This is a genomic window from uncultured Thermosynechococcus sp., assembly GCF_938074695.1.
GTDB lineage: Bacteria > Cyanobacteriota > Cyanobacteriia > Thermosynechococcales > Thermosynechococcaceae > Thermosynechococcus.
Genome location: NZ_CALJEM010000024.1, coordinates 1 through 17946, shown reverse-complemented (window position 1 = coordinate 17946; position 17946 = coordinate 1). Strand labels below are relative to the sequence as shown.

Sequence of the window (17946 nt, the reverse complement as noted above, 5' to 3'; positions counted from 1 at the left end):
AAATTTACAGGAGGCGGTGTGGCGGGTGTGCGATCGCACGCTGTTGTGGCTGATTGATCAGCATCGCTTAATTCATCCGCGCATGATCCTCACCCGCAACTGGGCAATGCAGGTGGCGCCAGCAAAACCGAAAAAGAGTGAAAAGAAAGGCACTGGCAAGATTTAGAGCCATTGCTACCCTAGAAAGCAGGTTTGATCTCGGAGTTGTGTTATGACCACTGCTTCAGCCCCAGCTATTCCCGGTATTTTCTCCGGTGAATTTGTTCAGGAAACCTTAGCTTTAACCCGTCGCCTGTTTATCCAACTGCAACGGCGCCCTTCAACATTGGTGGCGGGAGTGGTGCAACCCTTGATTTGGCTGATTCTTTTTGGTGCTCTCTTCCAGAATGTGCCTCAGGGCCTCTTTGGCGAAAGCACTAACTACAGTCAGTTTCTCTGCGCCGGCATCATTGTCTTTACCGCCTTTAGTGGTGCTCTCAATGCGGGGTTGCCGGTGATGTTTGACCGTGAATTTGGCTTTTTGAATCGGCTGTTGGTGGCGCCTTTGGCCTCGCGGTTTTCGATTGTGCTTGCGTCAGCCTTGTTTATTACCACCTTGAGTTTGATTCAGGTGGTGGCGATCGCCAGCTTGGGGGTACTTTTAGGCACAGGAGTGCCCAACTTAGCTGGCATTGGGGTCATCTTAGCCACGGTGTTGATTTTGGTCTTTGGCGTGACGGCTTTGAGCCTGGGTCTCACCTTTGCCTTGCCGGGGCACATTGAATTGTTAGCGGTGATTTTTGTGATTAACCTACCGTTACTCTTTGCCAGTACCGCCTTGGTTCCCCTCTCCTTTATGCCCCGCTGGTTGCAGTGGATTGCCAGCCTCAACCCCCTTAGTTTGGCCATTGAACCCATTCGCTATGTCTATCTGCATCCCGATTGGCGGTTGAGCGATGTGGTGATGGTGGCTCCTTGGGGATCATTGAGCTTGGGGGCTGCCCTATTGATCCTCTTTGCTGTTGCCCTAGGAATGAGCCTACTGATTCAGCCCCTATTGCGGCGGCGCTTGGCCTAGACCACCCGCAGCGTGAAGCCGTGGGTACACCACTCTCGCACATCCAAACAAAACTCATTCCCTTCCGGTTCACTGCTGAGATCCGTTAGTAGGCCAAGAACCAGGGCAAGACTATCCTCGCCAGAAATCCACAATGGCTCTGAATGACTGGGCTGACTACTGAGTTGACTAAAACGGGTAAGGGGGCGGTGGCTACTGATGATAAAGACCTTCAGCCATTGACAGGGGCGATTCAGTGTCCACGTGTAGAGGGGAATGTTTAGACCCGGCGCCACCACAACCTGCCAGGACTGGGGGTGCAGCGGCAAGAGGAGCATCCCCTGACTGCTATCCCAAGCAAAGGCGACAATGTTGAGGGGGCGATCGCCATAGTTGTAGAGACTCCAACGGCAGGTATCTCCCCTAGTCAAGGTTAGAGGGCTTTCTAAGTTCATGGCTGGCAGCTTGGTGCCCAGGACGTCAGGGAGGGGGTTGGGGCTGCGGGTCGAGAATTGACGGCTCAACAACGTTGCCGTCGGCGATATTTGTTCGAGGGTTGTACACACGGCCACTTGACTAGAGGTGGGATTGAGCGTTAGCGTTAGCCATTTCTGCGCCAATAGCGCGTTGAGCAGCGGATTCAGGCGACGGATACCCGCTTTAGCTGCTTCATTAGTGCCACTACAACTCTGTTGAAGTAGGGTGCCCACCGGCCACTCCAGTCCATAGCTGCCCACTGTTGCACTTTTGGTGAGAACCACATCCGGCAGAGGGTCACTGCTGTTGAGGACGGCAACTTTTTCTTCATTGGTTAGGGCATTGATGGCATCTACTCGCTCAATTTTGCTCAGCTTGGTGTCGAGGGCCACTTGCAAACGGAGATTTTTCCCTAAACGTCGCTGCTGTTCGTAGAGGCGATCGCCCACCTGCAGAGGCTGACTGCTAACTCCCTGTGCCATCAGGCCATTAAAACTCGCGATGTTGACAACGGTGGCACCATCGGCAGTACTCCAGCGACTGTGGGGATGACAATAGGCCAATAGCCAAGGACTGAGACCGCCACACCAGACTTGAACCGCGCGATCCTGCCCCGTCTCCTGCACCACACCATCAAACCCCTGGGATAGGGTGACCTTCCCTGCAAGTCCATCGCTGACCAGATAAATTTCTGCCCCCGTTTGCCAGCGCAGTTCATCGGCTGTGTACATGAAGCTGGTTGTCAAGGGGCGATCGCCCCCCAAAGCTGCTAGATAATGGCTAAAACTAGCAGTAAAAAGTCCCATCGGGACGCCATTCAGGTGTGTTTCTACCCCCAAATCTGCCCAGAGCAGATGCTCTTTAGGGACTGGGCTACGGGTCTCTGCGGCCTGCAATGGGACAAATCGCCAGCGCAACGCCGCCCCTTCAATGGGGGGCGGGCTAAAGCGAGTGTCGAGCCATACCTGGATCCCCTTGATACGCAGCAATTCGGCAAGAGGTAAGATGCCCTTGCCTGCTGCCGTAGCATCTGTCAAAACCAGTGCCGGTTGCTCCTGCCAGCACGTGCCATAGCCACTAAAGTAAACCAACAGGGGTTGGTCAGCGTGCCCCAGCACGCCTAGGGTTTCTTGGAGGGCATCGAGGGTTGCCGCCTGTTCCGTCAGGAGCGTAATGTCACCGTCCGCCAGTCCCCAGCTGTCTAGCAACAGGTTTTTCACTAGTTCAACATCCGTCAGACATCCGGCTAAAGGAGGCACGCCCGCCAACTGTGGATAGTGGTTAATGCCAATCAGGAGTGCTCGCCATGGGCGAAGAGAGTCTGCCAAGGAGCCGCCTGCAGTTTGCCAAATCCATGGCATTAGTGTCAGTGCCGCAGCACCGTACAGAAAAGAACGACGGCTTAACCTCATGCCTTACCTCCCAGCACGCCCATCCTCAGGTTCGAGCATAGGCACGACAACACTTATGAATTAGGACTAGTTCTATTCTCAAAGGTTGTGGACGCAATTGGGTCTACAGTGAGCAGAAAACCTCAATTTCTCCTAGAAATCTTCGCCCCGCACAAGGAAGCAGACGCGCCGGCCAATGGCTGTGGCATGATCACCCATGCGCTCAAGGTTGCGAATGACCAGCAGCAGGATCAAGCGCAATTCCACTGACTCTTCGGGCATCAAGGGGGCAGAGAGTCGCCCATAGAGGCGTTGGTAGTCGGTATCCACTGCATCGTCGCAGTTGGCCAAGGCAAGTCCCGCCTCTACGTTTAAGTTGGCAAGGGCTGAGAGCGCCTCTGACAGCAACAGCTGCGATCGCTGGAACATTAGGCCGATGTCCTCAAGGTAGGGTGGAGGTGGATAGCGCAGCAGCGTTTGACCGGCACAGCCAATTTCAAGGGCATAATCGCCAATCCGCTCCAGATCGCGGCAGAGGTGTGACAACATAACCAAAAATCGCCGATCCTCAGCCCCAGGGACTTGTAATGTCAGCAGGGCAATCGCCTCGCGATTGAGTTCTTGGGCACTGCGGTCAATTTCCTGCTCCCTTTGGATCAACGGCTCAACACTGAGGAGATGCCGCTCAATTAAGACGCCGTAGGCCAAGTAACTGGCACTTTCCACCAGTGTTCCCAGTCGCAGCAAGTCACTGCGCAGACGTTGTAGTTGCCGTTCAAAATGGGTGGTCACAGCTTTAGACACCCATTCTTAGTTTGTGAATGTGTGTTCCCCAGTGTGCCAGAAAAACAACGAATTGTTCCGTAGGGACAGGTGCAAGTATTGGTGTGTACAATATATTCATTTTGGTTCCTTCCTCTACCGGCGCGATCGCAACAGCGCCGTGTAGCTCTACCGCCCTTTCAACGCTCTAAATTAGATGGTCGGCTATCTCATTTCCCTTGGCATCTTCACGGCCACCTTTGCCCTCTTTAGCTTGGGGCTGAATTTGCACTGGGGCTATACGGGTCTGATTAACTTTGGCCACGTTGGCTTTTTGGCCATTGGTTCCTACACCACGATTTTATTGGGTATTGCTGGCGTGCCGCTGTTCTTTGCTGTCCTTGCAGGAGTGGTATTGGCCATGGGACTCAGCTTCTTAATGGGGATTGCCACACTGCGATTGCGGGAAGATTACCTTGCGATTGTGACGATCGGCATGGCAGAAATTGTCCGCTTAATTGCCCTCAATGAAGATTGGTTGACCCGCGGCGGGCGCGGTGTCTATGGGTTTCCCTTGCCCTTTGCTCACTTTAATCCCAATGTGCCGACCAAGTTGGGAATGATTGCCCTCTTTTGGGGGGTGGTTGGAGTAGCGGCATGGCAATGGTGGCACTGGTTAGAGCGGCAGTATGGGCGATCGCGCCCCCCTTGGCTGCTCCCTGGTTATACCGCTTTGCTGGTTGCCGGTACCCTTAGCCTGTGGGCAGCATTGCTCCCCTTGAGCTTGGGAGGGGGAATTGCCACTTTTCCTTTTGTGTTGACATTGGTGACCCTGGGTGGGGCGATCGCCCTTATGAGCCATTACTGCCGCCCAGAAAAAGCGGCGGTGCTTGCCATTGCGCTGAATACCTTAGCTGCTGCCCTCGTAGGTCTAGTGGTCAAAGCCTTGACCCTTGGTTTATGGGATTTTAGTTACCGAGCTGGGCTGTTGTGGCTGTTGATCCTGGTATTGGCCTTGGGGGTGTGGCAATTGGAGCGTTTAATCCATTCCCCTTGGGGACGCGTCCTCAAGGCCATCCGCGAAGATGAAGAGGTGGCCAAGGCCTTAGGCAAAAATGTCTTCGCCTATAAAATGCAATCGCTGCTATTGGGAGGAGCGATCGCGGCAGTGGCAGGGTCTTTTTATGCGTGGCAGCTCACATTTATTAACCCCGACGGCTTTGTATCCCTAATTACATTTCAGGCATGGACAATTGTCGTGCTGGGAGGCGCCGGCAATAACATGGGTACCCTTTTGGGCGCCGCCCTCTTTTGGGCCTACACTGCACTGACCCGCTTTATTCCCTTAGATGGTGGGCGCCTAGAGGCGCTGCGGATGATGCTGATTGGCCTTGTCCTCATTCTCTTGATGATGTGGCGACCCCAAGGTATTTTGGGCAAAAAGGAGGAACTCAGCCTTGGTCGATGAACCTTCTCTTGTGTCCGTCTCTAGCAGTGTTAGTCCAGTCCTGCCCTCAGACCTCCTGGTGGCCACGGGCCTGTGCAAAAGTTTTGGCGGCATTCGCGCGGTGGATCATGCAGACATTCGAGTTGTGCGCGGCAGCATCACCGGTCTCATTGGCCCCAACGGTGCGGGCAAAACCACCCTATTCAACCTCCTGTGCAATTTCCTCACTCCCGATCAAGGCCGTGTGATCTTTGATGGTGCTCCCATCAGTCATCTACCGCCCCATCAAGTTGCGCTTCAGGGACTCTTGCGCACGTTCCAAGTGCCCCGCGTGCTCTCACGTCTATCAGTTTTGGAAAACATGCTCCTAGCTGCCCCCCTACAAACCGGCGAGAAGTTATGGAATATTTGGCTACAACCCCTGCGCATCCGCCAAGAGGAACAGGAACTGCGGCAACGGGCGTGGGCAATTCTGGAGTCTGTGGGGCTAGCCGCTAAGGCCAATGACTATGCCGGTGCCTTGTCGGGAGGTCAACGTAAACTCCTCGAAATGGCGCGGGTGATGATGCACCGTCCCCGCATGGTGCTCTTGGATGAGCCAGCCGCCGGCGTCAACCCGACCTTGATTAATCAAATTTGCGAGCACATTGTCCGCTGGAATCAGGAGGGCGTCACATTTCTGATTATCGAACATAATATGGACGTGGTAATGTCCCTATGTCAGCACATCTGGGTCTTGGCAGAGGGGAGAAATCTTGTGGATGGCCCTCCCAGTGAGGTTCAAACCAATCCTGAAGTCTTGAGAGCTTACCTAGGACAATGAGTCCTCGGAATGGCCACGGATCATCGCCAAGGAAGGGCAGCGCTGCTGATCTAATTGCTGGAGATATTGGCGATGTTGGTAGTAGTCACGGCGAAGTTGTTCAAGGTGTCGTAGCCGCTCTGGTGCCACACCGGGAATATCGTCAATCTCACTGTTGCTATCGGCGAGTAAGCGATCCAAATAGTGGCGTAGGGCTTCACTGGCGGAGGATTCACTTAAAATCAAGGCAACCGTCTGCTGCAAAGACTGCAGGATGTAGCGACATCGCTTTTCAACGGCAATGCGCTCAAGGGCGGCGGTGGCGGCTTGAATGACCAATTCGGGGCGATCGAGACTGACGGCAGTGGTCTCGTCTAAATGGAGTAGTGGAGTGATTAGAGAAGCATCTTCTACTTCATCTAGGCGATCAAAAAGATGCGTGACCAAATCCAAGTCCGTCAGTTGTGTTCCCGTCTCGGTGGGTGAAGGCAAGGGCCACTCAGCGGTATAGGGATCATCCGGTGCAGGCAGACCCGCACAGTGTTCTTTTTCGATGGCCAAGATCTGCCGCCACAGCCAGCGATGGTGAGAGAAGCTAAATTCAATCTCCCGTGCTTGCAGCGTTTGCCGAATCAGGGGACGATATTCCCCACGGTGGAGGTAGAGGCGCAGTAGCTGTTCTTCCGCCGCTCGACGCAAATTATAGTCCCCTGGACGTTGCCATTTTTGCGATCGCCCCTGCCAGCGTTGACCCCGCACCTGTTGGCGCAGGGATTCTTCAAGGCGCAGGACAAAGCGACTATCATGGCGTCCCAGTAGCTCAGCACAGTGGTGAATGTAGTGGCTGCGCAGTGTGGCGTTGGGGAGCTTACCCAAAAGTTGGCTCAGGGCTTGGCTGGCCTGCTGAAATTGATCACTTTGGTCGAGATCGTACTGCTGCAGGATGGTCTGAATTTGCCAATCGAGCCAGAGGGGCGCTTGATCCAAAAGAGTTTGGTAGCGATCGCGCCGTGCCTCTAGGGATTCGCCGGCCTCTGTAAAAAAGTCGGCCGCATCTTTGCCCGCCGGTAAGGTGAGAATGCGCAGTTGCAAATCGCCACGATAGGCTAAATCCGCAGCCTCGCCAATGGCGCGATCGGCAGCCCGCTGTCCCGCGAGGTCGGCATCAAAGTTGAGAATAATTCGCTTCGACTCGGTATAGCGCAGCAGCAACTTAATTTGCGCTTGACTAAGGGCAGTGCCTAAACTGGCCACCGCTTGGGTAAAGCCCGCTTGGTGCAGCACCATGACATCAAAGTAGCCCTCAACCACAATGGCTTGGTCTTTTTGGACAATGGCTTGGCGTGCCTTATCAAGACCAAAGAGGAGCTGCCCCTTGTTAAAGATGGGGGTCTCTGGGGAGTTGAGGTACTTCGGCTCTGCGTTGCTGAGGGTACGACCGCCAAACCCCACCACCCGTCCTTGGGCGTCCATAATCGGGATCATCAGGCGATCGCGAAAGCGGTCGTAGTAGCCATCTCCCGTCTGGCGGGGCACAATTAGGCCCGCCTGTTCTACTAAACGGGCAGGGTATCCCTTTTGCTCCACAAGGTACGTATAGAGTCCTTGCCAACCCGCAGGTGCATAGCCCAGGCGAAATTGCTGAATCGTGTCCTCTTGCAGATGACGTTGCCGCCGTAAATAGTCTTGCGCCGCTTGGCCGATGGGTTGCCGCAGGGCATGTTCATAGAAACTGGTGGCGATCGCCAGAATCCCATAGAGCTGCTCTTGGAGGGAAAGGCGAGCTTGGAGTGCCTGTTTTTGCTCACTATCGAGGGTGCGCACCGGAATCTGATGCCGTTGGGCAAGTTCCAGTACCACCTCCGCAAAGGAGCGCTTTTGCAGCTCCATCAGAAACGTGATGGCATTGCCCCCAGCACCGCAGCCAAAACAGTAGTAAACTCCCTTGATAGGATTTACGGTAAAACTGGGGGTTTTCTCCTCGTGAAACGGACAGCAGCCAACGTATTCTTGCCCCCGCTTGCGTAAAACAACATGCTCGGCCACCACATCCACAATGTTGACCGCTTGGCGCACCGCTTCAATGGTCTCGGGGTGTAGGTGAGGAATTTCCATAGATCATTTAGTCTAATCGATCCCTCAATCAGCTACGCCCCTCTGCAAAGTTTAGGGATGCCTACGGATGTTGCGACCTCTTAACTCATGCAGTCAAGGAGGATTGAGCTTCGCTAGGATGTTGACATTACCCTTGTTAGGCGCAGAGGTCGGCTTTCAAGCCACAACAACTGTTCACACAGGGAGTAAATCATCCATGAGTAGCAGCCGCAAACGACTGGGTGTATTCACCAGTGGCGGAGATTGCCCAGGTCTAAATACGGCCATCCGTGCCATTGTTGCCCATGCCACCTTAAGTTACGGTTGGGAGGTTCTGGGCATTCTCCACGCCACCCAAGGGCTAATTGAGCGTAAGGCAGTTCCCCTCAATGCAGAGGGTCTCGGTGGCATGGATGTATTGCTTAACATGGGAGGAACAATTCTCGGAGCAATCAATAAGGGCGATACCCTTGGCCATGCCGATGAAGTTATTGCCGGCTACAATGAGTTGGGCTTGGATGCCCTCATTGCCATTTGTGGCGATGGCAGCCTGAAAATTTTGCATCAACTGGCCCAGAAGGGAAACTGGAACTTCCTTGCGGTGCCGAAAACCATTGATAACGATGTGGCTCTCACCGATCGCGCCATCGGCTTTGACACCGCTGTCAATACCGTCGTCGAAGCCCTGAGTCGGATTACCTCCACCGCCGCTAGCCATGACCGCGTATTTGTGGTGGAAGTGATGGGGCGTACCGCTGGTCATTTGGCGCTCTATTCAGGAATTGCTGGGGGCGCCGATATCATCCTGATTCCAGAAATTCCCTACTCCATTGAAGGTATTTGCCAGCATCTCCAGAAGTTGCGCGATCGCTGGGGACGTAAATTTGCCCTCATTGTGGTTGCCGAAGGGGTCAAACCCCTAGAGCAAGACGCCAACCATTGCCACTATTCCAGTATTGCCCACTATATTGCCGACAAAATTGCCCAGTATAGTCCCGTCCCGATTGAATTGCGAGTCTCGGTGCTGGGTCATATTCAGCGGGGGGGTGCTCCCATGGCCATGGATCGGCTACTGGCAGCAGGCATGGGGCATACTGCTGTAGATCTTGCAGCCCAGGGGACATTTGATCGGATGGTGGCATGGCAGGCAGGACAGGTGGCGACCGTCCCCATTGCCGATGTGGTCGCTAAATCCCCGCGCCATGTGGATCCCGATAGCTTTTTGATTCGCACCGCCCAGGGACTGGGGATTTATGTCGGCGATAAACCGATGCTGCCCTACGTCGATCCCACCCTCTGCCGCAAGGAAGTGATTTGCGCGATCTAAGAACCAACCAACGAATGCTCTGCAAGGGGCGCGCCACTCAGGCTAAAGGCTCGTGCCTCGATAATCCGAACCCGCACCAGTTGTCCCCGTAAGGTTTCGATGTCGCCGGGCAGATACGTGAGGCGGTTGCCATCGGTGCGCCCATAGACTTGTTGCGAATCCTTGGGATTGACTCCCTCCACCAGCACCACCTCTTCCCGTCCGAGATAGCGTTGGGAGCGCTCCTTGGCGATCGCCGCCACCAGATGATTCAGCCGTTGCAGGCGATCTTCTTTAATCTCTTCGGGCACCTGATTTTCCCAAGTGGCCGCTGGCGTATTTGGACGCGGGGAATAGGCTGCCGTATTCAGTTGGTCAAAACCCACCTCTGCCACCAAATCCAAGGTGCGCTGGAACTGCTCTTCCGTTTCGCCGGGGAAACCCACAATGGCATCGGCACTAATGGCGGCATCCGGCATATAGCGGCGAATGGTTTCAATGAGTTGCAGATACCGCTCGCGGGTATAGCCCCGCGCCATTGCCTTGAGAATCTCGTTATCTCCCGACTGAAAAGGAATGTGGAAATGCTTACACACCTTGGGAAGTTCGGCACAGGCGCGGATCAGGCGCTCCGTAAAGTAGCGGGGATGGCTGGTGGCAAAGCGAATCCGCTCAATCCCAGGCACATCGTGGATGTAGTAAAGCAAATCCGTGAACGTGTGCTGTCGCCGTCCCTCTGGGGTAATTCCCGGCAAATCGCGGCCATAGGCATCTATGTTTTGGCCGAGGAGCGTCACTTCCTTGTAACCTTGCGCCGCCAGTTCCTCAATTTCAGCGCGGATTGCTTCGGGGCGGCGAGATTGCTCCTGTCCCCGTACTGCTGGCACCACACAGTAGGTGCAGCGTTCATTACAGCCGTAGATCACATTGACCCAAGCAGTGACCGTGCTATCGCGGCGGGGTTTGGTAATGTCCTCCACAATGTGCAGCGGATCCGTTGCCACCACTTGCTGCCCTTGCCACACCTGCTCCAGCAGTTCACCAAGGCGATTGGCATACTGTGGCCCCATCACCAAATCCACCTCAGGAACTCGCCGCAGCAGTTGCTCTCCCTCCTGTTGAGCCAGGCAACCGGCCACAATCAGCGTTAGGTTGGGGTCTTGATGCTTGCGCTTGGCCTGCCGCCCTAGGTAAGAATAGAGCTTCTGCTCCGCGTTGTCGCGAATCGTGCAGGTGTTGTAGAGCAAGACATCGGCGTCATCCGGTTCAGCGACCGGTTCTAGGCCCATGGCTTCTAAGACCCCGGCCATCCGCTCGGAGTCTGCCTTGTTCATTTGGCAGCCAAAGGTGGTGATGTAGTAGTGGCGTGGCATTCCCTTGAAGTGCCCCTATACGTCCGTCACATCATTGGTGGGATTCGTGTCACCAGCACCCCCCTCTTCAGGGGGAGCAGCCACTTTGACCATGGCATGCCGCAACACGCGATCGCCCAGCATATACCCCCGCTTCAGTTCTTCAATTACTGTGCCTTCCGGGTGTTCATTTGTTGCTTCCCGCAGCACTGCCTCGTGGAGATTGGGATCAAAGGGCTTGCCCTTGGCCTGCATGGCCGAAACACCAATGCGCTTGAGGCACTCCACCAGTTGCTTGTAAACCCCCTGATAGCTGCGGTGAATTTTTTCTTCCGCCTCTGTTTCAGTTTGAATGTGGGTGCGGGCTAGCTCAAAGCTGTCCACCACAGGCAGTAAATCCGCAATGACACTGCACTTGATCTGTAGCTCTAGCTCTTCTTTTTCCCGCTGGGTGCGTTTGCGGAAGTTTTCAAAGTCAGCGGCAAGGCGCATGTATTGATTATTGCGCTCCTCCACCACCTGCGAAAGACTCGCCTTGGCAGCTTCAAGGGCAGCAATTTTCTCTAGCAATTCCGCTGCATCCGTAGGAGTATCCGGAGAAGCCGCTTCAGACGCTTGAGCCTCTTCGCTTGGGGCGGCTTCTGCACGATTCTCAACAACATCGGGAGTAACTTCGCCTTTTTGGGCTTCAGCAGCAGGATTGGTTATGGTTTCATCACTCATAGTGTTGACTCAGGTTATGCCCTTTAGACTGTAGATGGCGCACTGCTGTGCGTTCAATCGTTTTAGCCTATCACTTTCCCCATTGTATCAATAGGGGCGAGGCATCCGTCTATTACGGACTTCTCTACAAAAGCAAGAATACAATGGTTAGCTCATCGCTCTTGGAACTGAAACATTGAGTTGCTCGTCCCCTAAAGAGTACGTAACTGCCAAAGCAAAGTTTAGGAGTGGAGTTTTCGTTGATGTCTTTTCGCCCCCTGACCTTCAGCCTAATTCTAACGTGCGCGTTGACAGGTATAAGTCCGGTGCTGGCACAGACAGAGCCACCGCCCCGGAAAACCTTTAATCCCTTTGGGGTGGATAATCCCGTCCTACAGCGGGCACGGAATTGGGCACGGCAGGCAGCAGAGCGAGCCAATGGCGGGTTGAGTCGCTACCGCGCTGAGGCATCCATGTTTGGGCCTGCCAGTCAATCCCCCTACGTGGACAATGGCGATGGGACGTTTACCTTTCGCTTTCTAGGGGGGCCACCTGCGGCACCGCCAACCATTGAAAGTATCGTCACGGTCAATCCCGACCCCAGCAATCCGATGATTCGCATTGACTACAATGGTCCTATCCAGGCGGTAGCGCCTCCTACACCCCCTCCAAACAATCGGGGGAGCTTTTAGCCCTATGGGTGCATAGAGATTCACCTATTCAGGAACTCAAAAATCTCTGCCACGCTGCCCCTCGTCAAGGGATCGCTGCTGCGGTATGATAACAGAAACTCTGATGTCTCAATAACCTCTAATAAATTGCTTAGGAGAGTTCACAATGACAACGGCTACCGCTACACCCGAGTTGGACTACCATAGCGATCGCTACAGGGATGCCTACAGTCGCATCAACGCCATTGTCATTGAAGGTGAACAGCAAGCTCACGACAATTACATTGACCTAGCCAAGCTGCTGCCACAACACCAAGAAGAACTCACCCGTCTTGCCAAAATGGAAGCCCGCCACAAAAAGGGGTTTGAAGCCTGTGGTCGCAACCTCAGCGTGACGCCAGACATGGGCTTTGCCCAAGAATTCTTTGCCCAACTGCGTGGAAACTTCCAAGCCGCACTGGCAGAGGGGAAAATTGCCAGTTGCCTTCTTATTCAGGCTCTAATCATTGAGTGCTTTGCGATCGCCGCTTACAACATCTACATTCCAATGGCGGATCCCTTTGCCCGCAAAATTACTGAGGGTGTGGTCAAGGATGAATACAGCCACCTCAACTTTGGCGAAATCTGGCTGAAGGAAAACTTCGAGACGGTCAAAGCAGAAATCGAAGCAGCTAATCGCGCCAACCTGCCCTTAGTCTGGAAGATGCTCAACCAAGTGGAAGCGGATGCCAAAGTGCTCGGGATGGAAAAAGATGCCCTCGTAGAAGACTTCATGATTCAGTACAGCGGCGCCCTGGAGAATATTGGCTTTACCACCCGCGAAATTATGAAGATGTCGGTGTATGGCCTAACTGCGGCATAATGGTGACTTAATATATCGTTACATTTTAGTCACCGTCCGTTTGTATGTTTGGATTAATTGGTCATCTGACAAGTCTGGAGCACGCCCAAGCTGTGGCTTATCGGTTAGGCTATCCCGAATATGCCGATCAGGGCTTGGAATTTTGGTGTATGGCGCCGCCCCAGATCGTCGATGAGATTACGGTGACGAGTGTAACGGGCAAAACTATCTACGGCAAATACGTTGAGTCCTGCTTCTTGCCGGAAATGCTGGCCAACCAGCGGATAAAGGCAGCGACTCGCAAAATCATTAACGCCATGGCTCATGCCCAAAAGCACGGCATTGACATTACAGCCTTGGGGGGCTTCTCCTCGATCATCTTTGAGAACTTTAATCTGGAGAAAATGTCCCATGTGCGCAACATTGAGCTAGACTTTCGCCGCTTCACAACGGGCAATACCCACACGGCCTATATCATCTGCCAACAAATTGAGGAGGCGGCGCCGCAAGTGGGGATTGATTTGCGTCAAGCAACTGTGGCTGTCTGTGGGGCGACGGGAGATATTGGCAGTGCTGTCTGCCGTTGGTTGAATCGTCGCTTGGATGTCCAAGACCTGTTACTGGTGGCCCGCAATCGCGATCGCCTGCTAGATCTCCAAGCCGAGTTGGGACGGGGCAAAATTCTCGACCTGATGGACGCACTGCCCCTGGCGGATATTGTGGTTTGGGTGGCCAGTATGCCCAAAGGAATTGAGCTGAGCGTTGAGCAGTTAAAGCGCCCCTCGCTGATGATTGATGGCGGCTACCCCAAAAATATGGGCACCAAAATCCAGCACCCAGAGATTCATGTCCTTAACGGTGGCATTGTCGAACACGCCCTCGATATTGACTGGAAAATTATGGAAATTGTGAATATGGAAGTGCCCTCGCGGCAGATGTTTGCCTGTTTTGCCGAGGCTATGCTGTTAGACTTTGAGGGCTGGCACACCAATTTTTCTTGGGGACGCAATCAAATTACCGTCGAAAAGATGGAGCAAATCGGCGAAGTCTCCCGCAAACACGGATTTAAGCCACTCCTGTTGAACCCTCAGTAAAACCAAAAGGAATCCAATCGCCTATGGCAAACGAACGTCGCACGCTTCTGTTGGAGTTTGAAAAGCCCCTCGTGGAGCTAGAAGCCCAAATTCAGCAGGTGCGGGATAAGTCCTCGGAGTTTGGCGTTGATGTCTCGGAGCAAATCCGTGAATTGGAGGAGCGCGCTAAGCAACTGCGCTATGAGATTTTCAGTAAGCTGACCCCTGGGCAAACGCTACAGGTGGCTCGCCATCCGCGCCGTCCCAGCACGTTGGATTACATTCAAGCCATTAGTGAAGAGTGGATTGAACTCCATGGCGATCGCTGCGGCAGTGATGACCCTGCTATTGTCGGAGGGATTGGGCGACTGAATGGCCGGCCGGTGGTGATGTTAGGTCAGCAAAAGGGGCGGGATACCAAGGACAATGTGGCGCGCAATTTTGGCATGGCGTCGCCGGGGGGCTATCGCAAAGCCCTGCGGCTGATGGAGCACGCCAACCGCTTTCAAATGCCCATCCTCACCTTTATTGACACGCCAGCGGCCTGGGCGGGGGTGGAAGCGGAAAAGTTTGGCCAAGGGGAAGCCATTGCCCATAATCTGCGGGAGATGTTTCGCTTTGAGGTGCCGATTATTTGCACCGTGATTGGCGAAGGCGGGTCTGGCGGTGCCTTGGCCATTGGGGTGGGCGATCGCCTGCTGATGTTTGAACATGCCGTCTATAGTGTGGCGCCCCCAGAAGCCTGCGCTGCTATTCTCTGGCGCGATGCCCAAAAAGCGCCCCAAGCGGCGGAAGCCCTGAAAATTACGGCTCGCGACCTCCTAAAGCTAGGGATTATTGATGAAATTGTGCCGGAACCGGTGGGGGCGGCCCATAGCAACCCCGTAGAGGCAGCGGAAAACCTGAAAGCGGCTTTGCTAAGGAATCTAGCTGAAGTGCAGACCCTCAGCAGTAGTGAACGGCGGGAGTTGCGTTACCAGAAGTTCCGACGCATGGGGGTATTTAGCGAAGCGGTATGAGCCAGCAAGTTTTAATTACCGGCGCCAGCAGCGGCATTGGGGCAGCCACAGCTATTGCCTTTGCCCAAGCGGGATTTCATGTGGTGCTGTTGGGGCGATCGCCCGCCAAACTGGCTGCCGTCCATGCCCAAGTGGTGGCCTGTGGGGTTGAAGCCCATACCTTTAGCGTGGACTTCAGCGATCCTGAACCCCTGCGATCGCGCCTTGATGAGATTCTCGCTAGGGTTGGGGATGTCCATGTGCTGGTGAACAATGCCGGCATGGCCAGAACCGTTCCCCTCATTGATCAACCCTTGGCGGACTGGCAGCAGATGCTCAATGTCAACCTCACCAGTGCCCTTATTTGCTCCCAAGCAGTGCTGCCGCAATTCCGCTCGCGCCAGTGCGGTACGATAGTCAATGTTGTTTCAATTGCTGGACGCCAAGTTTTTCCCCACTGGGGCGCCTACTGTGCCTCGAAGTTTGCCCTCATGGCTCTAACCAAAACAATGGCGGCCGAAGAACGCGCCCACGGTATCCGCGTGATTGCCATCTGTCCCGGCGCCGTTGATACCCCCATTTGGGAAGGTGTAGCTGGAGACTTTGACCGCACGGGGATGCTCACCCCTGAACACGTTGCTAACACGATTTTGTACACGACTCAATTGCCGCAAACGGCTTTTGTTGAAGAGCTAGTGGTCATGCCCCTTGGCGGAACCCTCTAAGCTCCTTTTGTCCTTATACTTGTCACTCTTTCTATGACAACGTTCAATATGCCCGATTCAATCATTAACGGTAAAGCGGCCACGCCGGCGATCCTGCCGGATCGCAACACCCACCAAGGCAAAGAAGCGGTTCCCCACCCACCCCCCCCAGAGGTTGCCAAGGAAGAAATCATGGCCGCAGTGCGCACAATTTTGCTGAATGTGGGTGAGGATCCGGATCGCGAGGGATTGCTCAAAACCCCCAAACGGGTTGCTGAGGCCATGCAATTTCTCACCAGTGGCTATCGTCAATCCCTTGAAGCCCTTGTCAACGGCGCGATTTTTGATGAAGGCCACGATGAAATGGTCTTAGTGCGCGACATTAACTTCTTTAGCCTGTGTGAGCATCACATGTTGCCTTTTATTGGCAAAGCCCATGTGGCCTACATCCCCAACCAGCGGGTGATTGGCCTCAGCAAATTGGCGCGGATTGTGGAAATGTATGCGCGGCGGCTGCAAGTGCAGGAGCGCCTGACCCGTCAAGTGGCCGAGGCCATTGAAACGGTTCTCGATCCGAAGGGTGTGGCGGTGGTCATGGAAGCCAGCCACATGTGCATGGTGATGCGCGGTGTGCAAAAGCCCGGCTCTTGGACGGTCACCAGTTCGATGCTGGGGGTCTTTCGGGAGGATCAAAAGACCCGTGAGGAGTTTTTGAACTTGATTCGCCATCAGCCGAATTTTTAAGAGCCTCTTTTGGGGGGCGATCGCCCATCCTTGCAGTGCTTCTGGAAAAACTTAGGCTAGGATGAGGAATAGTAGAATCCTCCTAAAAGAAAGTTATGGGCTCATTCCGCCGCCGTGGAACCTATCCTCTCCAAGGTCAGCCCCCGCCAAGCTTCTTGAACGTGGGAGTGGCCTATCTGCTCTGGTGCGCCGGCCTAATGGGGATCTGTGGTCTACAGCGCTTTTATGTCGGTCAGCCGGTGGTCGGGATTGTGTACCTGATCACCTTTGGCCTTTGTGGGTTTGCCCAATTCATTGATTTGTTTTTGATTCCGGGGATGGTAGATCAGCGCAATACATACTTGAAGGGGCGGTATTTAGCACTGGCAGAACAGGCTGAGGCTCCTAGCTCGACCCCAACCCCGTTGCACCGCTTACTCCAAGTGGCCAAAGAGCAGGGGGGAGTTCTCTCTGCAGCGCAGGCTGCTCTGTACACCGGTTTTGATGCCAAGCAGGTTGAGGAGTTACTGTTTGAGGCTCAGCGGCTCGGCTATGCCCATGTGTTCAATGATCCAGAAACAGGGGCGGTGCGCTATCAGTTTGATGTTTAATTCATGCCACTGCTAGAGAATTTCCAACCCATTGGGGCGATCGCCCCCACGAGTCAAGGACTGTTGCAACTCCAACGGATTGTTGCCGCAGGGATTCCCCTGAGCATCTGGGTACCCAGCCATTTAGAGCACCCTGGGGTACAAACCTACGCTCGCCCCCTGGCGGTTCATCTGCAAGAATGCTGGTGCCACTATCGGGCTTGGATCTTTACCTTGGCCTGCGGTGCGGTGGTTCGCTTGATCTCCCCCCTTTTGACCCACAAAAGGCAAGACCCGGCGGTTTGCGTCCTGTCTGAGGATGGCCGGTGGATGGTGAGTTTGCTCGGTGGGCATGGGGCGGGGGGCGATCGCCTGTGTCAAGTCCTCAGTGCCGCCATTGGGGCAACGCCGGTTCTCACAGGAGCAAGTCATGCCCAAGGTTATTTTGCCGTGGATTGCTGGGGGACGGCCTTGGGGTGGCAACGGGGAGCGGGAGACTGGAATGCCATTGCCCGCCAACAGGCGCAAGGAAAGCCGCTGCGCGTCTATCAAACCTGCGGGAGTTCTCTGTGGCGTACGGCTTTGAATCCCCCTCAAGCCGTTGAGTTTGTCAGCGCTCCTCCTGCAGAAAATGCTATTTGGATTACGGAAAGAGCGTTACCCTCCTCCCTCACCTCAAGTGTGGCTTGGCACCCACGGGTACTGTGGCTAGGCATCGGCTGTGAACGGGGAACCTCGGCAGCCCTGATCCAGCAGGCCATTGATCAGACCCTTGCCCAAGCCGGGTTAAGCCCGCTGGCGATCGCGGGTATTGCCAGTATTGATCGCAAAGCCGATGAAGTGGGTTTATATCAGGTGGCTCAAGCCCATGATTGGCCAAGCCGCTGGTTTCCCGCCCAAGAATTGGCGCGTGTTGCCGTCCCCACCCCCTCGGCAATTGTGGCGGCAGAAATGGGAACCCCCAGTGTGGCTGAAGC

General features: G+C 54.6%; 17 protein-coding genes. 12 read left to right on the top strand and 5 right to left on the bottom strand.

All coding sequences use genetic code 11. The features are described from left to right. The first annotated feature begins 211 nt into the window (after window positions 1–211). Window positions 212–1057, top strand: coding sequence for an ABC transporter permease (locus tag Q0683_RS04095; protein WP_298612317.1), 846 nt, complete (start codon window positions 212–214; stop codon window positions 1055–1057). Here Q0683_RS04095 and Q0683_RS04090 read toward each other — a convergent pair. Further along, window positions 1054–2841 carry a caspase family protein gene (locus tag Q0683_RS04090; RefSeq protein ID WP_298612320.1) on the bottom strand — a complete coding sequence of 596 codons (1788 nt, stop codon included), beginning with the start codon at window positions 2839–2841 and terminating at the stop codon, window positions 1054–1056. The two genes, Q0683_RS04095 and Q0683_RS04090, sit on opposite strands and share 4 nt — an antisense overlap. 216 nt (window positions 2842–3057) lie before the next feature. Continuing rightward, window positions 3058–3696, bottom strand: coding sequence for a PhoU domain-containing protein (locus Q0683_RS04085; RefSeq protein WP_298612323.1), 639 nt, complete (start codon window positions 3694–3696; stop codon window positions 3058–3060). Window positions 3697–3883: 187 nt separating this feature from the next. Here Q0683_RS04085 and Q0683_RS04080 point away from each other — a divergent pair, with 187 nt between their 5' ends. Beyond that, window positions 3884–5134 carry a branched-chain amino acid ABC transporter permease gene (locus Q0683_RS04080; protein WP_298612326.1) on the top strand — a complete coding sequence of 417 codons (1251 nt, stop codon included), beginning with the start codon at window positions 3884–3886 and terminating at the stop codon, window positions 5132–5134. Between the two features lie 10 nt (window positions 5135–5144). After that, on the top strand, window positions 5145–5936 hold the full coding sequence (locus tag Q0683_RS04075) for an ABC transporter ATP-binding protein (protein ID WP_298612329.1): 792 nt from the start codon (window positions 5145–5147) through the stop codon (window positions 5934–5936). On the opposite strand, the gene dnaG is transcribed toward Q0683_RS04075, so the two are convergent. Further along, complete coding sequence (gene dnaG, locus Q0683_RS04070; RefSeq protein ID WP_298612332.1) at window positions 5925–8030, bottom strand: DNA primase; 2106 nt, start codon at window positions 8028–8030, stop codon at window positions 5925–5927. The genes Q0683_RS04075 and dnaG overlap by 12 nt on opposite strands. A 196-nt stretch (window positions 8031–8226) precedes the next feature. Between dnaG and Q0683_RS04065 the strand changes: the two genes are divergently transcribed. After that, a complete protein-coding gene (locus Q0683_RS04065; protein ID WP_298976420.1) occupies window positions 8227–9336 on the top strand; it encodes an ATP-dependent 6-phosphofructokinase in 1110 nt (369 codons plus the stop codon). On the opposite strand, the gene miaB is transcribed toward Q0683_RS04065, so the two are convergent. Next, complete coding sequence (gene miaB / locus Q0683_RS04060; protein WP_298612335.1) at window positions 9333–10688, bottom strand: tRNA (N6-isopentenyl adenosine(37)-C2)-methylthiotransferase MiaB; 1356 nt, start codon at window positions 10686–10688, stop codon at window positions 9333–9335. The genes Q0683_RS04065 and miaB overlap by 4 nt on opposite strands. 15 nt (window positions 10689–10703) lie before the next feature. Continuing rightward, complete coding sequence (grpE, locus tag Q0683_RS04055) at window positions 10704–11390, bottom strand: nucleotide exchange factor GrpE (protein WP_298612339.1); 687 nt, start codon at window positions 11388–11390, stop codon at window positions 10704–10706. A gap of 305 nt (window positions 11391–11695) precedes the next feature. Here grpE and Q0683_RS04050 point away from each other — a divergent pair, with 305 nt between their 5' ends. The 8 genes from Q0683_RS04050 to Q0683_RS04015 form a co-directional block, all read left to right on the top strand. Then, window positions 11696–12061, top strand: coding sequence for a hypothetical protein (locus Q0683_RS04050; protein WP_298612342.1), 366 nt, complete (start codon window positions 11696–11698; stop codon window positions 12059–12061). A gap of 145 nt (window positions 12062–12206) precedes the next feature. Then, entirely contained in the window at window positions 12207–12902 is a 696-nt protein-coding gene (locus Q0683_RS04045) for an aldehyde oxygenase (deformylating) (protein ID WP_298612345.1), read from the top strand. A 44-nt stretch (window positions 12903–12946) separates the two neighbouring features. Beyond that, on the top strand, window positions 12947–13975 hold the full coding sequence (locus Q0683_RS04040) for a long-chain acyl-[acyl-carrier-protein] reductase (protein WP_298612348.1): 1029 nt from the start codon (window positions 12947–12949) through the stop codon (window positions 13973–13975). Window positions 13976–13998: 23 nt separating this feature from the next. Next, on the top strand, window positions 13999–14973 hold the full coding sequence (locus Q0683_RS04035) for an acetyl-CoA carboxylase carboxyltransferase subunit alpha (RefSeq protein ID WP_298612351.1): 975 nt from the start codon (window positions 13999–14001) through the stop codon (window positions 14971–14973). Further along, on the top strand, window positions 14970–15677 hold the full coding sequence (locus Q0683_RS04030) for an SDR family oxidoreductase (RefSeq protein WP_298612354.1): 708 nt from the start codon (window positions 14970–14972) through the stop codon (window positions 15675–15677). The genes Q0683_RS04035 and Q0683_RS04030 overlap by 4 nt, the downstream gene beginning before the upstream one ends. A gap of 48 nt (window positions 15678–15725) precedes the next feature. Continuing rightward, window positions 15726–16400, top strand: coding sequence for a GTP cyclohydrolase I FolE (gene folE, locus Q0683_RS04025; RefSeq protein ID WP_298617954.1), 675 nt, complete (start codon window positions 15726–15728; stop codon window positions 16398–16400). Window positions 16401–16495: 95 nt separating this feature from the next. Further along, the gene (locus tag Q0683_RS04020) at window positions 16496–16990 is read left to right on the top strand and encodes a TM2 domain-containing protein (RefSeq protein WP_298611787.1); all 495 of its coding nucleotides are present in this window, start codon (window positions 16496–16498) and stop codon (window positions 16988–16990) included. 3 nt (window positions 16991–16993) lie between these two features. Beyond that, on the top strand, window positions 16994–17946 hold a 953-nt coding region (locus Q0683_RS04015), incomplete at its 3' end, for a cobalt-precorrin 5A hydrolase (protein ID WP_298976413.1).